The 19,827-nt window shown below is 61.0% G+C and carries 16 protein-coding genes; 10 read left to right on the plus strand and 6 right to left on the minus strand.

The features are described from left to right. The first annotated feature begins 248 nt into the window (after positions 1-248). From HU731_RS09985 to HU731_RS10005, 5 genes are all read left to right on the plus strand, one after another. Entirely contained in the window at positions 249-1,772 is a 1,524-nt protein-coding gene (locus HU731_RS09985; RefSeq protein WP_003193907.1) for a fumarate hydratase, read from the plus strand. Positions 1,773-2,425: 653 nt separating this feature from the next. Beyond that, positions 2,426-4,192 carry a two-component system sensor histidine kinase MifS gene (locus HU731_RS09990; protein WP_032895471.1) on the plus strand — a complete coding sequence of 589 codons (1,767 nt, stop codon included), beginning with the start codon at positions 2,426-2,428 and terminating at the stop codon, positions 4,190-4,192. Continuing rightward, a complete protein-coding gene (locus tag HU731_RS09995; RefSeq protein WP_186609404.1) occupies positions 4,186-5,511 on the plus strand; it encodes a two-component system response regulator MifR in 1,326 nt (441 codons plus the stop codon). Before HU731_RS09990 ends, HU731_RS09995 begins: the two co-directional genes overlap by 7 nt. A gap of 270 nt (positions 5,512-5,781) precedes the next feature. Beyond that, positions 5,782-7,101 (plus strand): MFS transporter, encoded by a 1,320-nt coding sequence (locus HU731_RS10000; protein ID WP_032895468.1) that lies wholly within the window; start codon positions 5,782-5,784, stop codon positions 7,099-7,101. Positions 7,102-7,254: 153 nt separating this feature from the next. Next, positions 7,255-7,875, plus strand: a complete 621-nt coding sequence (locus HU731_RS10005; RefSeq protein ID WP_186609402.1) for a flavin reductase family protein — start codon at positions 7,255-7,257, stop codon at positions 7,873-7,875. Positions 7,876-7,974: 99 nt separating this feature from the next. Here HU731_RS10005 and HU731_RS10010 read toward each other — a convergent pair whose 3' ends face one another. Both HU731_RS10010 and HU731_RS10015 read right to left on the minus strand, forming a co-directional pair. Beyond that, positions 7,975-8,220 carry a hypothetical protein gene (locus HU731_RS10010; protein ID WP_225931647.1) on the minus strand — a complete coding sequence of 82 codons (246 nt, stop codon included), beginning with the start codon at positions 8,218-8,220 and terminating at the stop codon, positions 7,975-7,977. 41 nt (positions 8,221-8,261) lie between these two features. After that, entirely contained in the window at positions 8,262-8,603 is a 342-nt protein-coding gene (locus HU731_RS10015) for an antibiotic biosynthesis monooxygenase family protein (RefSeq protein ID WP_032895463.1), read from the minus strand. Between the two features lie 327 nt (positions 8,604-8,930). Between HU731_RS10015 and HU731_RS10020 the strand changes: the two genes are divergently transcribed. Then, positions 8,931-9,860 carry an AraC family transcriptional regulator gene (locus HU731_RS10020; RefSeq protein WP_186609398.1) on the plus strand — a complete coding sequence of 310 codons (930 nt, stop codon included), beginning with the start codon at positions 8,931-8,933 and terminating at the stop codon, positions 9,858-9,860. A gap of 446 nt (positions 9,861-10,306) precedes the next feature. Beyond that, entirely contained in the window at positions 10,307-11,329 is a 1,023-nt protein-coding gene (locus HU731_RS10025) for an IS110 family RNA-guided transposase (protein ID WP_186609620.1), read from the plus strand. A 393-nt stretch (positions 11,330-11,722) separates the two neighbouring features. On the opposite strand, the gene HU731_RS10030 is transcribed toward HU731_RS10025, so the two are convergent. From HU731_RS10030 to edd, 4 genes are all read right to left on the minus strand, one after another. Next, positions 11,723-13,192 (minus strand): ATP-binding protein, encoded by a 1,470-nt coding sequence (locus HU731_RS10030; RefSeq protein ID WP_056789187.1) that lies wholly within the window; start codon positions 13,190-13,192, stop codon positions 11,723-11,725. Beyond that, positions 13,182-13,916: a response regulator gene (locus HU731_RS10035; RefSeq protein WP_186609245.1), complete on the minus strand. Its 735-nt coding sequence runs from the start codon at positions 13,914-13,916 to the stop codon at positions 13,182-13,184. The genes HU731_RS10030 and HU731_RS10035 overlap by 11 nt, the downstream gene beginning before the upstream one ends. A gap of 138 nt (positions 13,917-14,054) precedes the next feature. Beyond that, on the minus strand, positions 14,055-15,011 hold the full coding sequence (locus tag HU731_RS10040) for a glucokinase (protein ID WP_186609243.1): 957 nt from the start codon (positions 15,009-15,011) through the stop codon (positions 14,055-14,057). Continuing rightward, positions 15,008-16,834: a phosphogluconate dehydratase gene (gene edd / locus HU731_RS10045; RefSeq protein WP_014719752.1), complete on the minus strand. Its 1,827-nt coding sequence runs from the start codon at positions 16,832-16,834 to the stop codon at positions 15,008-15,010. Before edd ends, HU731_RS10040 begins: the two co-directional genes overlap by 4 nt. A 221-nt stretch (positions 16,835-17,055) precedes the next feature. Between edd and gap the strand changes: the two genes are divergently transcribed. The 3 genes from gap to HU731_RS10060 all read left to right on the plus strand — a co-directional run bounded on the left by gap (position 17,056) and on the right by HU731_RS10060 (position 19,803). Then, positions 17,056-18,057, plus strand: coding sequence for a type I glyceraldehyde-3-phosphate dehydrogenase (gene gap / locus HU731_RS10050; RefSeq protein WP_003193921.1), 1,002 nt, complete (start codon positions 17,056-17,058; stop codon positions 18,055-18,057). A gap of 184 nt (positions 18,058-18,241) precedes the next feature. Next, positions 18,242-18,760 (plus strand): RNA polymerase sigma factor, encoded by a 519-nt coding sequence (locus tag HU731_RS10055; RefSeq protein WP_003193922.1) that lies wholly within the window; start codon positions 18,242-18,244, stop codon positions 18,758-18,760. Positions 18,761-18,834: 74 nt separating this feature from the next. After that, complete coding sequence (locus HU731_RS10060; RefSeq protein WP_186609241.1) at positions 18,835-19,803, plus strand: FecR family protein; 969 nt, start codon at positions 18,835-18,837, stop codon at positions 19,801-19,803. The last annotated feature ends 24 nt before the right edge of the window (positions 19,804-19,827 follow it).

Consider the following 19,827-nt stretch of genomic DNA (forward strand, 5'->3'; position numbering starts at 1 on the left):
AACGCGGACCACCTGATGAAACCCACCAGATTCACGTTTTTCGCGAGCAAGCTCGCTCCTACAGATAACCGGGCCGGGCATTCGTGACCATAGTCGGGTGTATCGGCCACCGTGCCGGGTTATACTGCCGCGCCTTTTTAGCGTCGCGCCTGCACCATTCTGGCGTGCCTTGGAAAGATGGCTTCAGCCGACCGATGCAACACTGACGCCATCTTTATTGAATGTTCCCTTATAGAGGAGCGCGACTCATGACCGTGATCAAGCAAGACGACCTGATTCAGAGCGTTGCCGACGCCCTGCAATTCATTTCCTACTACCACCCCGTTGACTTCATCCAGGCCATGCACGAAGCCTACCTGCGCGAAGAATCGCCGGCGGCCCGTGACTCCATCGCCCAGATCCTGATCAACTCGCGCATGTGTGCCACCGGCCATCGCCCGATCTGCCAGGACACCGGTATCGTCACCGTGTTCGTGCGCGTGGGTATGGACGTGCGTTGGGACGGCGCCACCATGGGCCTGGACGACATGATCAACGAAGGCGTGCGTCGCGCCTACAACCTGCCGGAAAACGTCCTGCGCGCCTCGATCCTCGCCGACCCGGCCGGCGCCCGCAAGAACACCAAGGACAACACCCCAGCGGTCATCCACTACTCCATCGTCCCGGGCAACACCGTGGAAGTGGACGTGGCGGCCAAGGGTGGCGGTTCCGAGAACAAGTCGAAAATGGCCATGCTCAACCCGTCCGACTCGATCGTCGACTGGGTGCTCAAGACCGTTCCGACCATGGGCGCCGGCTGGTGCCCACCGGGCATGCTCGGCATCGGCATCGGCGGCACCGCCGAGAAAGCCGCGGTAATGGCCAAGGAAGTGTTGATGGAGTCCATCGACATCCACGAGCTGAAAAAGCGCGGCCCGCAAAACCGTATCGAAGAAATGCGCCTGGAGCTGTTCGAGAAGGTCAACCAACTGGGCATCGGCGCCCAGGGCCTGGGTGGCCTGACCACCGTGCTCGACGTGAAGATCATGGACTACCCGACCCACGCCGCCTCCCTGCCCGTGTGCATGATCCCCAACTGCGCCGCCACCCGTCACGCGCACTTCGTGCTCGACGGTTCGGGCCCGGCGTCGCTGGAAGCGCCACCGTTGGACGCCTACCCGGAAATCGTCTGGGAAGCCGGCCCATCGGCCCGTCGCGTCAACCTCGACACCCTGACCCCGGAAGAAGTGCAGAGCTGGAAGCCGGGCGAAACCGTACTGCTCAACGGCAAGATGCTCACCGGTCGCGACGCGGCGCACAAGCGCATGGTCGAGATGCTGAACAAGGGCGAAACCTTGCCGGTGGACCTCAAGGGCCGCTTTATCTACTACGTCGGCCCGGTTGATCCGGTGCGCGAAGAAGTGGTTGGCCCAGCGGGCCCGACCACCGCGACGCGGATGGACAAGTTCACCCGCCAGATCCTCGAGCAAACCGGCCTGCTGGGCATGATAGGCAAATCCGAGCGCGGCCCGACCGCCATCGAAGCGATCAAGGACCACAAGGCTGTGTACCTGATGGCCGTGGGCGGCGCCGCTTACCTGGTGGCCCAGGCCATCAAGAAGTCGCGCGTGGTTGCCTTCGCCGAACTGGGCATGGAAGCCATCTACGAGTTCGACGTGAAAGACATGCCGGTCACCGTTGCCGTGGACAGCAAAGGTGAGTCCGTCCACATCACCGGTCCTGCCATCTGGCAGAAAAAGATCAGTGACAGCCTGGCGGTAGAAGTGCAGTAAGCACTTTCTCCACAAGCATAAAGGCGACTGCGGCCCCATGGCCCAGTCGCCTTTTTTATGCCCTACCCACGATGCGAAGCGAGCCGCTCTTGATCTTGATCTGCTTGTGATCTTGATCTCAGGCGCCCCGTTAAACCACGCTGGCCGAACGCAGGCTTGAATTCGTGGGTAACCCGGCAGGACGCCGGGTTAGCCGCCCCGCGCCATGGATGGCGCGTGGCGGCGGCCCACGGATTCAAGCCTGCGTTCGGGCACACCGAGCCCAAGCGAGGTGCCGAGTGGTGGGGCAAGAGCGCTTTGCTTACTTTCGCGCTTTTCGAAAGTGAGCCGCCGTCAGGGCGGAACCCTAAGTGGCCGTTACCGCTGCAATGGATATGTACACGATCCAACTGCGTAGACTGTCAGGCCGCCTTCGCGAGCAAGCCCGCTCCCACATTGGGATCGTGGGGTGTCAGGTAGATAGCCGTCGGCTGGCAGGCCGTCATCGCAGGCAAGCCAGCTCCCATAGTTGGATCGTGCGGTGTCAGGTAGATAGCCGTCGGCTGGCAGGCCGTCATCGCAGGCAAGCCAGCCCCCACACAAGCGCCTTGGCCACAAGATATGTGCCGCCCATGCTATGGTGCTCGCCCCTTACCGTGCCTGTTCATCATCGTATGATCGTGATCCCTCGCCCCCTGCGCCTGACCTTCTATTCCCTGTTGATCATCGCCGGTGCGGTGCTGGCCGCCGCCTTGGCCACGCGCCATGCCGAACGCCAGGCCTTGGTGGACGACGCCGCCCGTGCCAATCAGCAACTCGCGCTGTATGCCAACTCGCTGCACACCCTGATCGAACGCTACCGTGCCCTGCCCGCCGTGCTGGCGCTGGACTCGGAAATGATCAGCGCCTTGAAGGGCCCGCTGGACGCCGCCACGCAAGACCGGCTCAACCGCAAGCTGGAGCGTATCAACGGCGCCGCGCAGTCTTCGACCCTGGAACTGATGGACCGCACCGGCCTGGCCGTGGCCGCCAGCAACTGGAACCTGCCCAGCAGTTATGTCGGCCACAATTACGCGTTCAGGCCGTATTTCAGCCAAACCTTGAGCCAGGGCACCGGGCGTTTTTATGCGGTGGGGGTGACCACGGGCATTCCGGGTTACTTCCTGTCCAGCGCGGTCGTGGATGAGCACGAGCAGTTCCTCGGCGCCATGGTGGTCAAGCTGGAGTTCCCCGAGCTGGAACGCGAATGGGCCCAAGGCAATGACCTGCTGTTGGTCAGCGATGCGCGGGGCATCGTGTTTATCGCCAACCAACCGGGCTGGCGTTATCGCAACCTGCGGCCGTTGTCCGAAAATGACCTGGCTGAACTCAAGGCCACCCGGCAATACGACAAGAAGCAACTGCAGCCACTGGACACCCAGCCCCTGCAACGCTTTGACGAAAACAGCCACTTGATCCGCGTCAACGGCCCCGACGGCAACGCCAATTACATCTGGGAGTCGCTGCCGCTCAAGCGCGAAGGCTGGACCCTGCACCTGTTGCGCAAACCCCAGTTTGCCTTTGAAGACCAACGCAACGCGGGCCTTGCCGCTGCGGGTTCGTGGCTGGCCCTGGTATTTCTGGTGCTGTTTCTCAGCCAGCGTTGGCGCCTGGCCCGCTTGCGCCAGCGCAGCCGAGAAGAGCTGGAGCAATTGGTCGAAGAACGCACACAAGCCCTGCGCACCGCTCAGGATGGCCTGGTGCAGTCGGCCAAGCTGGCGGCATTGGGGCAGATGTCGGCCGCCCTCGCCCATGAAATCAACCAGCCACTAACCGCCCAGCGCATGCAACTGGCGACGCTGCGGCTGTTGCTCGACCATGGTCGCGTGGACGATGCCTACAAGGCTCTCACGCCATTGGATGACATGCTCACGCGCATGGCCGCGCTCACCGGCCACCTCAAGACCTTCGCCCGCAAGAGCCCCAGTGGCTTGCGCGAAAAGCTGGACCTGGCGACGGTGGTCGATCAATCCTTGCACCTGCTCGATGCGCGCCTGCGTGACGAAGCCATCGGTGTGGTGCTGGACCTCACCCGCCCGGCCTGGGTACGCGGCGACGCGATCCGCCTCGAACAGGTACTGATCAACCTGTTGCGTAACGCTCTGGACGCCATGGCCGACAAACCGCGCAAGCGCCTGGAAATCCGCCTGCACGCCGATCAGCAGCTGTGGCAGTTGAGCGTCTGCGACAGCGGCGGCGGGATTGCCGAAGAACATTTGAGCAGCGTGTTCGACCCGTTTTTCACCACCAAACCGGTGGGCGACGGGCTCGGCTTGGGGCTGGCGGTGTCCTACGCTATCGTGCATGAACTGGGCGGCCGCCTGAGCGCCGCCAACCGTGGCGATGGCGCAATTTTCACCTTGACCCTGCCTATCGCCCTGGAGACGCCAGACCTATGTTGAACGCGGTGATTGTGGTCGATGACGAAGCCAGTATTCGCACGGCCGTCGAGCAATGGTTGAGCCTGTCGGGGTTTGAGGTGCAGTTGTTCAGCCGCGCCGAAGAGTGCCTGGCGCAACTGCCCAGAGACTTTGCCGGGGTGATTCTGAGCGACGTGCGCATGCCAGGGCTCAGCGGCCTTGAGCTGTTGGCCGAGGTGCAGCGCCGCGATGCCGATTTGCCGGTGATTTTGCTCACCGGCCATGGCGACGTGCCAATGGCCGTCGAAGCGATGCGCGACGGGGCCTACGACTTCCTGGAAAAACCCTTCAGCCCCGACGCCTTGCTCAACAGCCTGCGCCGGGCACTGGACAAGCGCGGCCTGATCCTGGAAAACCGCCGCCTGCATCAACAGGCCGATCATCGCGCGCAGTTGGAGTCCAGCCTGCTGGGCGTGTCCAAGGGCCTGCAAAGTTTGCGCCGCCAAGTGCTGGACCTGGCGAGTTTGCCGGTCAATGTGCTGATTCGTGGCGAGACCGGCAGCGGCAAGGAGCTGGTCGCCCGCTGCCTGCATGACTTCGGCCCACGCGCCAAGAAGCCCTTCGTGGCCCTCAATTGTGCGGCGATCCCCGAGCAGTTGTTCGAAGCCGAGCTGTTCGGGCATGAAAGCGGCGCCTTCACCGGCGCCCAGGGCAAACGTATCGGCAAGCTGGAATATGCCCACGGCGGCACCTTGTTCCTGGATGAAATCGAAAGCATGCCCCTGGCCCAACAGGTGAAATTGCTGCGTGTGTTGCAAGAGCAGAAGCTTGAGCGGCTGGGCTCCAACCAGAGTATCCATGTGGACCTGCGCATCATCGCCGCCACCAAGCCCGACCTGCTAGAAGAGGCCCGCGCCGGGCGCTTTCGCGAAGACCTGGCCTATCGGCTCAACGTCGCCCAACTGCGCCTGCCGCCATTGCGTGAACGTCGCGAAGATATTCCGCTGCTGTACGAGCATTTTGCGCAAAGCGCCGCCGAGCGTCTGGGCCGCCAGGTCGAGCCCTTGAGTGGGCCGCAGCTGGGGCGCCTGCTCAGCCATGACTGGCCGGGCAATGTGCGCGAACTGGCCAACGTCGCCGAGCGCCAGGTGTTGGGGCTGGACGAGCCGGAACCGCAAGGGATCGAAGCCGGGCAGTCGTTGGCAGCGCAGCAGGAGGCGTTCGAGGCACACTGCCTGAAGGCCGCGTTGACGCGTCACAAGGGCGATATCAAGGCGGTGCTGGCCGAGTTGCAACTGCCGCGCCGTACCTTCAATGAGAAGATGCAGCGGCATGGGTTGGTGAGGGAGATGTTTGTGTAGCGGCCTTTGAATCGCCATCGCGGGCAAGCCCGCTCCCACATTTTGATCTGTGAACACAAGCAGGTGTGGGAGCTGGCTTGCCTGCGATGGCGTCGGCAGCCATAAGCGGATTTCCGCTCATTACCCAAAAACCATCAGCGACTTTCCGCTCAAAAAAATCCCACAACCCTTCTATTGCGGGCCTTCCTCTACCTGGCACAGCTCCTGCTATAGCCCCAACAGGCTGCGCACGCGCCGCTCCATAAAAACAACTAGATGAAGGATCCTTCAATGGATAACTCCAACACCGTGCCTCTGGGATCGACGGCCGCAAAAGCGCAGGAGCGCACCACCTCCAGCCGCATCAAGTCGATTTTCAGCGGATCAGTCGGCAACATGGTCGAATGGTACGACTGGTACGTCTACGCCGCCTTCTCGCTGTATTTTGCCAAAGCCTTCTTCCCCAAGGGCGACACCACTGCCCAACTGCTCAACACCGCCGCGATCTTCGCCGTGGGCTTCCTGATGCGCCCGATCGGTGGCTGGCTGATGGGCCTGTACGCCGACAAAGTCGGGCGTAAAAAAGCCTTGATGGCCTCGGTCTACCTGATGTGCTTCGGCTCGCTGCTGATTGCCCTGAGCCCAGGCTATGAAGTCATTGGTATCGGTGCGCCGATCCTGCTGGTGTTTGCCCGCCTGCTGCAGGGCCTGTCGGTCGGCGGCGAATACGGCACCTCTGCCACTTACCTGAGTGAAATGGCCACCAAGGAACGTCGCGGTTTCTACTCCAGCTTCCAGTACGTGACCCTGATCTCCGGCCAGCTCATCGCGCTGGCGGTGCTGATCGTGCTGCAACAGGTACTCACCACCGAGCAGTTGTACGCCTGGGGCTGGCGCATCCCGTTCGCCATCGGCGCCCTGTGTGCCGTGGTCGCGCTGTACCTGCGTCGTGGCATGGAAGAAACCGAGTCGTTCACCAAAAAAGAAAAAGCCAAGGAAAGCGCAATGCGCACCTTGATGCGCCACCCCAAGGAACTGCTGACCGTGGTCGGCCTGACCATGGGCGGCACCCTGGCGTTCTACACCTACACCACCTACATGCAGAAATACCTGGTGAACACCGTCGGCATGAGCATCTCCGACTCCACCACCATCTCGGCGGCGACGCTGTTTCTGTTCATGTGCCTGCAACCGATCATCGGCGGGCTGTCGGATAAAATCGGCCGCCGCCCGATCCTGATCGCCTTCGGCGTGCTTGGCACCCTGTTCACCGTGCCGATCCTCACCACCCTGCACACCATTCAGAGCTGGTGGGGCGCGTTCTTCCTGATCATGGCAGCGCTGATCATCGTCAGCGGCTACACCTCGATCAACGCCGTGGTGAAGGCCGAGCTGTTCCCGACTGAAATCCGTGCGCTGGGCGTAGGCCTGCCGTATGCCCTGACCGTGTCGATCTTCGGCGGTACCGCTGAATACATCGCACTGTGGTTCAAGAGCATCGGCATGGAAACCGGCTACTACTGGTACGTGACGGCGTGTATCGCGGTGTCGTTGATGGTGTACGTGACCATGAAAGACACGCGTAAACACTCTCGAATCACCACCGACTAACAGCCTAATGCAGTAAAAACTGTGGGAGCGGGCTTGCTCGCGAAAGCGGAGTGTCAGTCGATAGGTTCATTGACTGGCACACCGCATTCGCGAGCAAGCCCGCTCCCACATTGGATATGATGGAGGCCCCAGAATCGAGAGCAGAACAGGGCCATGTCCGACGATATCCACTTTTACGAACCCGCCAACGGCCACGGCCTGCCCCATGACCCGTTCAATGCCATCGTCGGCCCACGCCCGATTGGCTGGATCTCCTCCCACGACCGCGAAGGCCGCCTGAACCTGGCGCCCTACAGTTTCTTCAACGCCTTCAACTACATTCCGCCGATCATTGGGTTTTCCAGTGTCGGGCGTAAAGACAGCCTGAACAATATCGAACAGACCGGCGAATTCGTCTGGAATCTGGCCACCCGCCCGCTGGCCGAGCAGATGAATCAGAGCTGCGCGGCAGTATCGCCCGAGGTGAATGAATTCGAACTCTCCGGCCTGACGCCAGTGGCTTCGAAAATCGTTGGCGTACCACGGGTGGGCGAGAGCCCGGTGTCGTTCGAGTGCAAGGTGACGCAGATCATCCAGTTGCAACGTGCTGACAAGGCATTGGTGCCGAGCTGGTTGGTGCTGGGCGAGGTGGTTGCGGTGCACATCGCCAAGTGGTTGCTCAAGGACGGGATCTACGACACCGCTGCCGCCGAGCCGATTTTGCGTGGGGGTGGCCCGGCGGATTATTTTCAGCTGGGGCCTGAGGCCCTGTTCAAAATGTACAGACCTCAATAGCCCCTGTAGGAGCGAGCTTGCTCGCGAAGATCGCCAACGATAACGCGGGGCACCAGGCTGAACGCGGTGCTCTTGAGTTTTTCGCGAGCAAGCTCGCTCCTACAGTGCGGCGGGAGCCCAGCTCAGTTGGCCTTCTGCATCCACATCGACCAGATGCTCAAGTTGCAGCGTCGCCGCATCATCGGCATCCGAAGCCGTCTTGAACGTCTGCCCATCAAGGATCTTGTGAAACCTGGGTGCGCCCATGCCATCCAGTGCCTTGACGGCGACGGCGGCGCTGTAGCCACCTTCGCCCGGTACTACGGCGGAAACGGCTTCGTGGTGGGCAAATTGCTTACGTGCCATGTTGCAGGTCCTGGCCAATGGAAAGTCGGCCATTCTAACCGTTAACCGGCCAGTTGCAGGTACTCGCCGTAGGCCTGTACGGCCGATGCGTCGGTAAAGGTCTGGAAGTCCATGCTGCGTACGACCATGTCGTTCAATAGCTCAGTGAAGATCATCAGGGCAGGAGAGCTGAAGTAGGCGCTCATGGCCTGCTCGCTGCTCCAGAACCCGGACACCAGCCAGACATCGGGGTCGACCTGGGAATGCTGCAACGAGAATTGCAGGCAACCCTGGGCCTGGCGACCCGGTTCAATCAAACTGCTCAAGCGTGCACCGAGTTCGGTGCTGCACCCGCTACGGGCACGGATAAAGGCCATATGGCTCGCGGGAATGGGGGTGGACATGTTCGACTCTCCCGTTGAGAAGTGATGCTCGGCAAGCACAATGAGGGCGTGTTGCCACAGGATCAAAGATAACGGCGCGGGGGTGGGCGCGGTTAGTCAATTCCTGCAGGCTTATTGCACAATCCTGCGAGAAGCGTAGGGAGGACGTCCGGCCCCAGCATTTATTCCAGGCACAGGCCCCATGTTTCAGGCAGATGACAGGCTGCGCACTTGCCTGATTCACGCTATCTCGCAGGATCAGGCAAGGATGCTGCAGAATCGACGTAACACTTTTTGAAAAGCCGCCGCTAAGCTGAGCCCATCAAAGCAGCGTGTAGAGGACGCCCCATGCCGTCGCCCGAATCCAAGTCCGTTCCCCTCGATGCCGAGATGGAGAAACAACGCGCCGAGCTGGCCAGTATCGTGCACCGCCATACCTGGGAGGACGGCTCCTACGGCACGGCGATCACCTCGCTGTACCTGAACCGCCACAACGCGCCACGGGATTTCATGCCGGTGTTGGTGGAACCCGCACTGTGCATCCTTGCCAGTGGCAGCAAGGAAGTACGCCTGGCCGACGAGATCTTTGCCTACGACCCGCTCAACTACCTGGTGTTCTCGGTGGCAATGCCGGTGGCCGGCCGCATCATCGACGCCACCGCCGAGGACCCGAACCTCTCGGTGCGCATCAATATCGACCCGGCGCAGCTCACCGCGCTGATCGCAGAGGCCGGGCCAATGGGCGTGCCCTCGCGCCCGACCTCACGAGGCATGTACGTCGACCGCATCGATCACGCATTGCTCGACGCGGTGCTGCGCCTGACCCGCTTGCTGGACACCCCGAAAGACATCGCGATGCTCGCGCCCTTGATCAACCGTGAAATTCTCTACCGTTTGCTGCGTGGCCCGCAGGGTTATCGCCTGTATGAAATTGCGGTGACTAACAGCCAGAGCCATCGGGTGAGCCAGGCGATCAAATGGCTGAACGGCAACTATGAGCAGCCACTGCGTATCGACGACCTGGCCAAGGAAGTGAACCTGAGCGTCTCGACCTTACACCATCGGTTCAAAGCGATCACGGCCATGAGCCCGCTGCAATACCAGAAGCAACTGCGCTTGCAGGAAGCCCGGCGGCTGATGATTGCCGAAGGGCTGGAGGCTTCGGCGGCGGGGTATCGGGTGGGGTATGAAAGCCCGTCGCAGTTCAGCCGGGAGTACAGCCGGTTGTTCGGTGCGCCGCCGCTGCGCGACTTGGCCAGACTGCGTCAAAGCATCTGATGCACGCGTAGCAAAATGTGGGAGCTGGCTTGCCTGCGATGGCGGTGTGTCAGTCACTTTTGTATTAACTGACCCACCGTCATCGCAGCATAGGTATCTACACAACTTTGCGGGTTGTAACAGCAGACGGTAACCACGATGCGAAGCGAGCCGCTCTTGCTCTTGATCTGCTTTTGATCTTGATCTTAGGCGCCCCGTTAAACCACGCTGGCCGGAATTCGACAGGGATTTGGGGGGTAAACCGGCAGGGATGCCGGTTTAGCCGCCCCGCGCCATGGATGGCGCGTGGCGGCGGCCCCCCAAATCACTGGCGGATTACGGGCACACCGAGCCTAGGCGAGGTGCCGAGTGGTGGGGCAAGAGCGTTAATGAGATGGTCAGCCCGGCACGGGAACCCCGGTAAATCTAGACTTACCGGGGTTCTCACTTACTTGAGGAGACCTCTCATGGACACCTTGGAACTGCTTGGCCTGGATATTGGAAAAAGCACTTTTCATCTCATCGGGCACAACGGCAAAGGCCATGAAGTACTACGCAAGAAATTCAATCGCAATCGCTTGCTTGAGTTCGCTGCAAAACTAAAGCCTTGCACCATCGTGATGGAGTCTTGCGGCGGTTCGCACTGGCTTGCCAGAAAACTTATATCTTTCGGGCATCAAGTGAAGTTGATCGCGCCGCAACATGTAAAACCTTACGTTACCGGCAATAAAAACGACTACATCGATGCTGCTGCCATCTGTGAAGCCGCGTCCCGCCCCAGAACGCGCTACGTCGCGATCAAGACAGTGGAGCAGCAAGTGCTTTCGACCCAGCACCGCCTTCGAGAGGCGCTGGTAGGTCATCGAACTCAAACCATAAATCGCATTCATGGGTTCTTGCTTGAGTTTGGAATTGCGTTGCCTGCGACAAAAGCGGCGATGAATCAGATTCACCAAATTCTGGACGATCCTGCCGCAGAGCTGCCTCAACAGCTGAAGTGCGATATTGAATATCTGCTGGAAGAGATCAAACGGCTCACCGGGGAAATAAAGGCAATTGACCGAAGTATCAAAGAGCAAGTGGCAGCTGATGATGCGGGAACACGCTTAATGAGCATCCCCGGCATCGGCCCGATCATCGCTAGCGCGCTGCTGGCCGACATCGGGGACGCTTCCAATTTTCATTCGGCTCGAGACTTTGCCGCTTCGCTAGGACTGGTGCCGAGGCAATACTCAACAGGCGACCAAACCGTCCTTTTGAACATCAGCAAACGTGGTGATAAGTATCTTCGAAAGCTTCTGGTCCAAGGTTCGCGGGCAGTGTTGGTGCGGATCGACAAACGCAACGATGCTCTTGGAAGGTGGTGCAGAGACCTCCTTGCACGAAAGCACCCAAACAAGGTTGCCTGCGCCTTAGCCAATAAATTGGCAAGAATCGTATGGGCCGTTTTAGCTCGTGGAGGCAGCTACAACGCGCAGTTGGTGACTTGAGCGAAACACTACCGGCTTTTGCGACGACAACGATGATGACGATAAACAGCTCAGATCCTGCTTGAAAACCTGGTAAGCAAAACAGCTTTCGAAGCTGAAGCGTTTTTCAAGGACAGGCGGGAGCGACTATTCATCAAGGGCCGAGCGGTGAAACTGCCAACTATGAGCCCGGATACATTAGCGCAAGCATGCTTTACCGCTCATCGCCTGTGGTTGCAGGAGGTGGGCTGACCATACATTTGCTTACTTTTGCGCTTTTCAAAAGTGAGCCGCTGTCAGAGCGGAACCCTAAGTGGCCGTTACCTAAATAACGGATATGTACCCGGTCCAACTGTGTTGCCTGTCAGGCCGCCTTCGCAGGCAAGCCAGCTCCCACAGTAGTCCTGCGTATATTCAGTCTAATCCGCGGGGAAGTTGCAAGGTGACGCGCAGGCCGCCTTCGCGCAGGTTCTGCAAACTCACTTCGCCCCCATGGCTGTGGGCAATGTTGCGCGCAATCCCCAACCCCAACCCGTAACCCTGCTGCTGGCCGGCCAGGCGAAAGTGCGGTTCAAACACTTGCTCCAGTCGCTGCTGCGGCACGCCGGGGCCCTCATCATCCACGTGCAGGATGAACTGCACGCCATCGTCCTCGATATGCAAATGCGCGTTCTGCCCGTACTTGAGCGCGTTGTCGATCAGGTTGCCGATGCAACGCTTGAGCGCCAGTGGCTTGCCTGGGTAGGCTGACAGCGCCGCGCCATCGAGGGTCACTCGGCCATTGCCATGGGGTGCCAGGTACGGCTCCACCAGGCATTCGAGGACGTGGTTGAGGTCCACCGGCTGGATGTTTTCGTGGATGTCGGTGTCTTTCACGCATTGCAGTGCGCCCTTGACCAGCAATTCCAGCTCATCCAGGTCACGGCCGAATTTGTTTTGCAGGTTCTCGTCTTCCAGTAATTCCACGCGCAGGCGCAGGCGGGTGATGGGCGTGCGCAGGTCGTGGGAAATCGCGCTGAACAGCTGACTGCGCTCGGTCAGGTAACGGCTGATGCGTTCACGCATGGCATTGAATGCACGGCCCACTTCCACCACTTCACTGCCGCCGCCTTCAGCCACCGGCTCCACATCGGCGCCCAGGGACATGTCCCGCGCCGCGCGCGCCAGGCGCTTGAGCGGCCGGCTTTGCCAGTGCACCAGCAGGCCGATGAACAGCAGCAGAAAACCGCTGGTGAGCACGATAAACCACACCTGCTGGGAAGGCAGGCCTTGTTCTTCCAGGCTGGTGTAGGGCTCGGGCAACAGCGAGGCGATGTACAGCCACTCGCCGGGCGCCAATTGGATCTGGGTGACCAGCACCGGCGGGTTCACCGGCTCCAGGGTCAGCGCGTAATGGGCCCAGGAGCGTGGCAGTTCGTCGAGCTTCAGGCCGGCATTGAAGATGCGCAGGTCTTCGGCGCTGACGAACTCCACCGAGATGTGCACGTCGGCACCCAGGGTCTGGCGCAGCACTTCATCCACCGCCACCAGCACCGCCTGCTTGCGCGGGGTTTCCGGCAGTATTTGCATGTCCAGCGGGCGATCATTGAGGGTCACGACAAAACGCGTGCCGCCCATGCTGCGCAACTGGTCCAGCACCAACGGGCGATAGGCCACCGGCAGCGAACGAAAATAACTCACGCTGGCGGTCATTGAATGCGCCAGGCTGCGGGCGCTGGTGACCAGGCCCTCAAGCTGGGTGGCGCGCAATTGCGACACCCAGATCACGCTGGACAGCGCCTGGGCGAACAGCACCGCCAGCAAGGTCAGCAGTAACATGCGCCCCAGCAGCGAGCGGGGTACCGGCAAGCGGCGACGGCGTTCGTTCAGCGGTTCAGTGGGCATTGCCGGCAACCACGCTGGCTGCCAGTTGATAGCCGCTGCCACGCACGGTGCGGATCAGCCGCGGTGGTTTCTCGGTGTCGCGCAAGCGCTGGCGCAGGCGGCTGACGGCCATGTCGACGATCCGGTCCAAGGGCATCAGGTCGCGGCCACGGGTAGCGTTGCCGATGGTGTCACGGTCGAGAATCTGCTGCGGGTGGTCGAGAAATAACTTGAGCAAGGCAAAGTCAGCGCCGGAGAGGATCACCTCTTCACCATCCACATGAAACAAACGGTGGCTGATCATATCCAGGCGCCATTCATCGAACACCCACACATCGCCGCCGCTGCTGCGCTCCTGGCCGAACTGGCAGCGGCGCAGCAATGCCTTGATGCGCGCCTGCAACTCGCGGGGGCTGAAGGGTTTGCCGATATAGTCATCGGCGCCCAGCTCCAGGCCGATCACGCGGTCGGCTTCGTCGGAACTGGCGGTGAGCATGATGATCGGCACCTGCGCCTGGCGCGGGTGCTGGCGGATCCAGCGGCACAGGCTGAAGCCGTCTTCGTCTGGCAACATGACATCGAGGATGACCAGGTCGCACGGCGCCTCGTTCATGGCCTGGCGGAACCCTGCGCCGTCGGCTACGCCACGGACCTGGAAGCCGGCGCGACTGAGGTAGGTTTGCAGCAATTCGCGGATTTCCTTGTCGTCGTCGACGAGGAGAATGGATTTACTGATTACGCTCACGGGGGCCTCCTTGTTGTTATGGCCTGGCTTAAATCATCGGGTGCCCTTTAGGCCGCCATCGCAGGCAAGCCAGCTCCCACACTTGGAATGCATTCCAGACGGTGGGAGCTGGCTTGCCTGCGATGGCGCCATTATGACCTATGCAAAGGCTTGCTCAAGCGCCACAGCCGCCCCAGTCAACCCGGAATACGGCGCCGTCACCAGCCACACCGGAATACCCTTGAAGTAGTCGCTCATGCAGCCTTTATCCGCAAAGCTTTTGGCGAAACCGCTGTTGATAAAGAAGTCGGCAAACCTCGGTATCACCCCACCCACGATGTACACGCCACCGCGCCCACCGGTGGTCAAGACGTTATTGCCCGCCACCCGGCCCAGCCAGATGCTGAACTGGTCCAAGACTTCCATGGCCACCGGGTCACCGGCCAGGCCCGCCGCCGTGATGGCTTCGGGGGTGTCCAGCACCGGCGCATGCCCATCCACCGCACAAATAGCCCGGTACAGCCGCGGCAAGCCGCCACCGCTCAATGCGGTTTCGGCGCTGACATGCCCGATCTCGCTATAGATGTGCTGCCACAGCTGGGTTTCCCGTGGGCTGCTCAGAGGCAGGTCGACATGCCCACCCTCCCCCGGCAACGCTACCCAGCGGCCTGCGCCCAGGTCCAGCAAGGTGCCGACGCCAAGGCCGGTGCCCGGGCCGATCACCACGGCCGGGCGCAAGGGTTCCGGCGTGCCTTCGCAGACCACACGGAATTCGTCGGGTTTGAGCCGGGTCATGCCCAGGGCCATGGCCGAGAAATCGTTGACCAGCAACAGCTCATCCACCTGCAGGGCCTGGCAAAACGCGGTTTTGCTCAGGCGCCAGTGGTTGTTGGTGAACTTGAATTCATCGCCGCTCACCGGCCCGGCCACCGACAGGCACACCGCACCGATGTCGCCGATTTGCAGGCCTTCTTCTTTGAGATAGACCTTGATCGCCTCTTCAGGGCTGCCGTGATCCGCCGTGGCATGCACGCGGATCGAATGCAGTTCCTGATCCCGCCATAACGCAAAACGGGCGTTAGTCCCCCCGATATCACCGACCAGCGCAAGCTTCACTTAAGCGTCTCCAAGGCAGAGGTAAAGGCGCTGGCGCCCTGCTCTGCGGAGCTTGCGGCCAAGCGCATGAATGCAAACAGCTCGCGACCGGCTCCCACGTTATTGCCCAACAGGCCCGTGGCAGGCGTGCGCGCTGCAAATACTTCGGCGTCCACCTTAAGCTCCAGGGTGCCGGTAACGCCATCCACACGGATGATATCGCCATCCTGGACTCGCGCCAGCGGCCCGCCGCTCTGGGCTTCGGGGTTGACGTGGATCGCGGCAGGGATCTTACCCGACGCGCCGGACATTCGCCCGTCTGTCACCAGTGCCACTTTGAAACCACGGTCCTGCAACACGCCCAGGAACGGCGTCATCTTATGCAATTCCGGCATGCCGTTGGAGCGCGGCCCCTGGAAGCGCATTACCGCGACGAAGTCTTTTTCCAGCAGGCCGGCCTTGAAGGCATCGGCCAGGTCCTGCTGGTCCTGGAACACCACCGCCGGCGCTTCGACCACCTGATGCTCCGGGGCCACCGCCGAAACCTTCATCACGCCACGGCCAAGGTTGCCTTCCATCACGCGCAAACCGCCTTCCGGCGAGAACGCACGGGCCACGGGGCGCAGGATGGTTTCGTCGAGGCTTTCGATCGGGCCGTCGCGCCAGACCAGTTCGCCGTCGACCAGGAAAGGTTCCTGGATATAGCGGCTCAGGCCCTTGCCGGCCACGGTGTTGACGTCTTCGTGAAGCAGGCCGGCTTCGAGCAGTTCGCGGATCAGGAACGACATACCGCCCGCCGCCTGGAAGTGGTTGATGTCAGCCTTGCCGTTTGGATACACGTGGGACAGGGTCGGCACCACCTCGGAAAGGTCGGCCATGTCCTGCCAGGTCAGGATGATGCCTGCCGACATGGCGATGGCCGGCATGTGCAGGGTGTGGTTGGTGGAGCCGCCGGTGGCGTTGAGCGCAACGATGGAGTTGACGATGGACTTCTCGTCGACAATCTCGCCAATGGGCGTGAAGTTGCCATTGGCCTTGGTCAAGCGCGTGACCTGGTGCGCGGCTTCGCGGGTCAACGCATCGCGCAGTGGCGTGTACGGGTTGACGAACGAAGCGCCCGGCAAGTGCAGGCCCATGACTTCCATCAGCAACTGGTTGGTGTTGGCGGTGCCGTAGAAGGTGCAGGTGCCGGGGCTGTGGTAGGACTTCATCTCCGATTCCAGCAGTTCTTCGCGGCTGGCCTTGCCTTCGGCATAGCGCTGGCGCACATCGGCCTTCTGCTTGTTGGAGATACCCGACGGCATCGGCCCGCCCGGCACGAAGATCATCGGCAGGTGGCCATAGCGCAGCGCGCCCATCATCAGGCCAGGGACGATCTTGTCGCAGATGCCCAGCATCAGCGCGGCGTCGAACATGTTGTGGGACAGCGCTACCGCCGTGGACATGGCAATGACTTCACGGCTGAGCAGGCTCAGCTCCATGCCCGGCTCGCCCTGGGTCACGCCGTCGCACATGGCGGGGGTGCCGCCGGCGAACTGGCCGACCGAGCCGACTTCGCGCAGGGCCTTTTTGATTTGTTCGGGGAAATGCTCGTAGGGCTGATGCGCCGAAAGCATGTCGTTATAAGAAGAAACAATTGCCACGTTGGCGGCATTCATCATGCGCAGGCTGTTTTTGTCTTCGGTGCCGCAACCGGCCACGCCGTGGGCGAAGTTGGCGCATTGCAGCTTGCCGCGCATCGGACCGTCGCTGGCTGCGCCGCGAATGAGCGCAAGGTAAGCCTCGCGGGTGGCGCGGCTGCGGGCGATAAGCCGTTCGGTGACCTCAAGAACGCGGGGATGCATGTATAGAACTCCAGGCTAACGGATGTGGCGACCTGAGAGTCTATGCTGATCAAACGCCCACGGCTCATGGGATGGCAGGGGGTCGTTTGGATCATCGGACCAGTTGATTCAGGTCACTCGTTGTAGATTGAACAAAATATTGCCACTAAAAAGGCTTGTTTTCTATTTTTATGCGAATAATCTTGTAATTCTTACAACAAATCGACGACAGGCACTTTCCGATGACTCTTCGAATCGCAATCAATGGTTTTGGCCGTATCGGCCGTAATGTCCTGCGCGCACTGTATACCCAAGGCTATCGCCAGGATTTGCAGATCGTCGCCATCAACGATTTGGGCGACAGCTCGATCAATGCCCACCTGCTCAAGTACGACACCGTACACGGCACTTTCGACGCAGAGGTTGCCCACGATCAGGAAAGCCTGACCGTCAATGGTGACCGGATTGCCGTGAGTGCCATTCGCAACCCCGCCGACCTGCCGTGGGCTGCGCACAAGATTGACGTGGTGTTCGAATGCACCGGCCTGTTCACCGACCGTGACAAGGCTGCCGCCCATATTAGCGCCGGCGCGCGCAAGGTGATCATCTCCGCCCCGGCCAAAGGCGCGGACGCCACGGTGGTCTACGGGGTAAACCATGACATTTTGCGTCAGTCCCACCAGATCATTTCCAACGCGTCGTGCACCACCAACTGCCTGGCACCAGTGGCCCAGGTGCTGCATCGCGAGCTAGGCATCGAAAGCGGGCTGATGACCACCATCCACGCCTACACCAACGACCAGAACCTCACCGACGTGTACCACACCGACCCGTACCGCGCGCGTTCGGCCACTCAGAACATGATCCCGAGCAAGACCGGCGCCGCTGAAGCGGTGGGCCTGGTGCTGCCGGAACTGGCAGGCAAGCTGACCGGCATGGCGGTGCGTGTACCGGTGATCAACGTGTCCCTGGTGGACCTCACCGTGCAGCTGAAGAAAGAAGCCACGGCCGATGAGGTCAACGCCCTGCTCAAACACGCCAGCCAGCATTCGAAGATCCTCGGCTACAACACCCTGCCGCTGGTTTCCAGCGACTTCAACCATAACCCGCTGTCGTCGATCTTCGACGCCAATCACACCAAGGTCAGCGGCAAATTGCTCAAAGTGCTGGCGTGGTACGACAACGAGTGGGGTTTCTCCAACCGTATGCTGGATAACTGCCTGGCGCTGTGTAACGCCGAATAAGCCTCGGCATCCTGTAGGAGCGAGCTTGCTCGCGAAGAACGCGTAGTCACCGCGTTTACCCAGGTTGTCAGCGTTATCGTTGACGACCTTCGCGAGCAAGCTAGCTCCTACAGCCAAACGTGCCACTTGCCATTTCAGTTGATGATAAGCATTATCATTCACTGCAAATCGGTCTGGTATCATTGTGAGCCAATCTCGCTTCAACCACGTCTTCCTCACCCAACGGGTGATCCTGCTACGAACCCTGCAACGCATGGTGCATAACCACAGCACTGCAGAGGACCTGTTGCAGGAAACCTACCTGCGCGTGACTCGGGCCCTGAGCGAGCGGCCAATCGACCATCTTGAACCCTTTGTTTACCAGACAGCGCGTAACCTGGCGCTGGATCATTTGCGCTCGCGCAGGATTCAGGCGCGTACCCTGCAGGAGGATGTCCCGCTGGATGTCCTGCAAAGCGTCGCCGCGCCGGCCAGCACGCCGGAGGAAGCCACCCAGGCCGAGCAACTGCTGGAGCACTTGAGTGTCAGCCTCGGCCAGTTGAGCGCCCGCCAGCAGCGGATTTTCATCCTCAGCCGCCTGCACGGTTGCAGCTACCAGGAGATTGCCGATCAGTTGGGTGTGTCCTTGAGCACGGTGCAAAAGGAACTCAAATTGATCATGGCTATCTGTGTGGGTGTGGCCGAACGGCTGGATCAGCCTTAAGCTTCACCCGACAGAGGTGTCGATCCAAGCTGTAGGAAAAATGAATAGAACGTGGCGAAGACCCGAGGAACACCGTGACGGACCCGAATAAACTGCGCCCCCATGCGTTGGCTCATGAGGTGTTGCAAGACGCGGCCATGGACCAAGCCCTCGACTGGCTGATCGCCTTGCAGTGCCCGCAACCTGGGCAGCAGGCCGCGTTCGACGCCTGGCTGGCCCAGGACCCGGCCCACGTCCACGCCTTCAGCAAGGCCCAGGCCGCCTGGGGTGACGCGCCGGTGCACAGCGCCGCCGTGGCCCTCGCCGCACCGCGTAAGCCCAGCGGCTGGCGGCGGATCAGACCGCACTGGAAACCCCTGGCCACCGCCGCCGTGTTGCTGGTCGGCCTGTTCAGTTTCAGCAACCTGCCGGTGCGCTTGCAGGCCGACCATCTGACGGTGGTGGGCGAGCGCCAGCGCCTGCAACTGGACGATGGCTCCAAGGTGCTGCTGAACACCAACTCGGCGTTTTCCAGCACCATCAAGGATCACCAGCGCATTGCCCGCCTGTACCAGGGCGAAGCGTTCTTTGAAATAGCACCCTCCCGTGGCCTGCCCCTGGAGATCGACGCCGGGCCGGTGCGCGCCAGCGTGCGTGATACCGCCTTTGCCGTGCGCTACCTCAATGGCGAAGCCCAGGTTCAAGTGCAGCGCGGCGATGTCGACCTGAGCAACACGTTCGACGATGCCCGTGTGCGCCTGAGCGCCGGGCAAAGCATCCGCATCGGCCCCAAGGGTTTCGGCCAACCGGCCAAGCTCGATACCAGCAAGGACCTGGCCTGGGTGCAGGGCCGGCTGGTGTTCGAAAACTGCCCGCTGAGCGAAGTACTGGCTGAACTGCGCCGCTATTACCCAGGTTGGATCGTCAACAACAACGAGCAACTGGCCAGCGTCGCCGTCACCGGCAACTACCGCCTTGACCAACCCCTGGACGTGGTGCGCTCCCTGGCCCACATCACCTCGGCCAAGCTGTCGGAGTACCCGGCGCTGGTGATCCTGAACTAAATGAGAATTATTTTTACTCGATGT

It is taken from the genome of Pseudomonas salmasensis (assembly GCF_014268375.2).
Taxonomy (GTDB): Bacteria; Pseudomonadota; Gammaproteobacteria; order Pseudomonadales; family Pseudomonadaceae; genus Aquipseudomonas; species Aquipseudomonas salmasensis.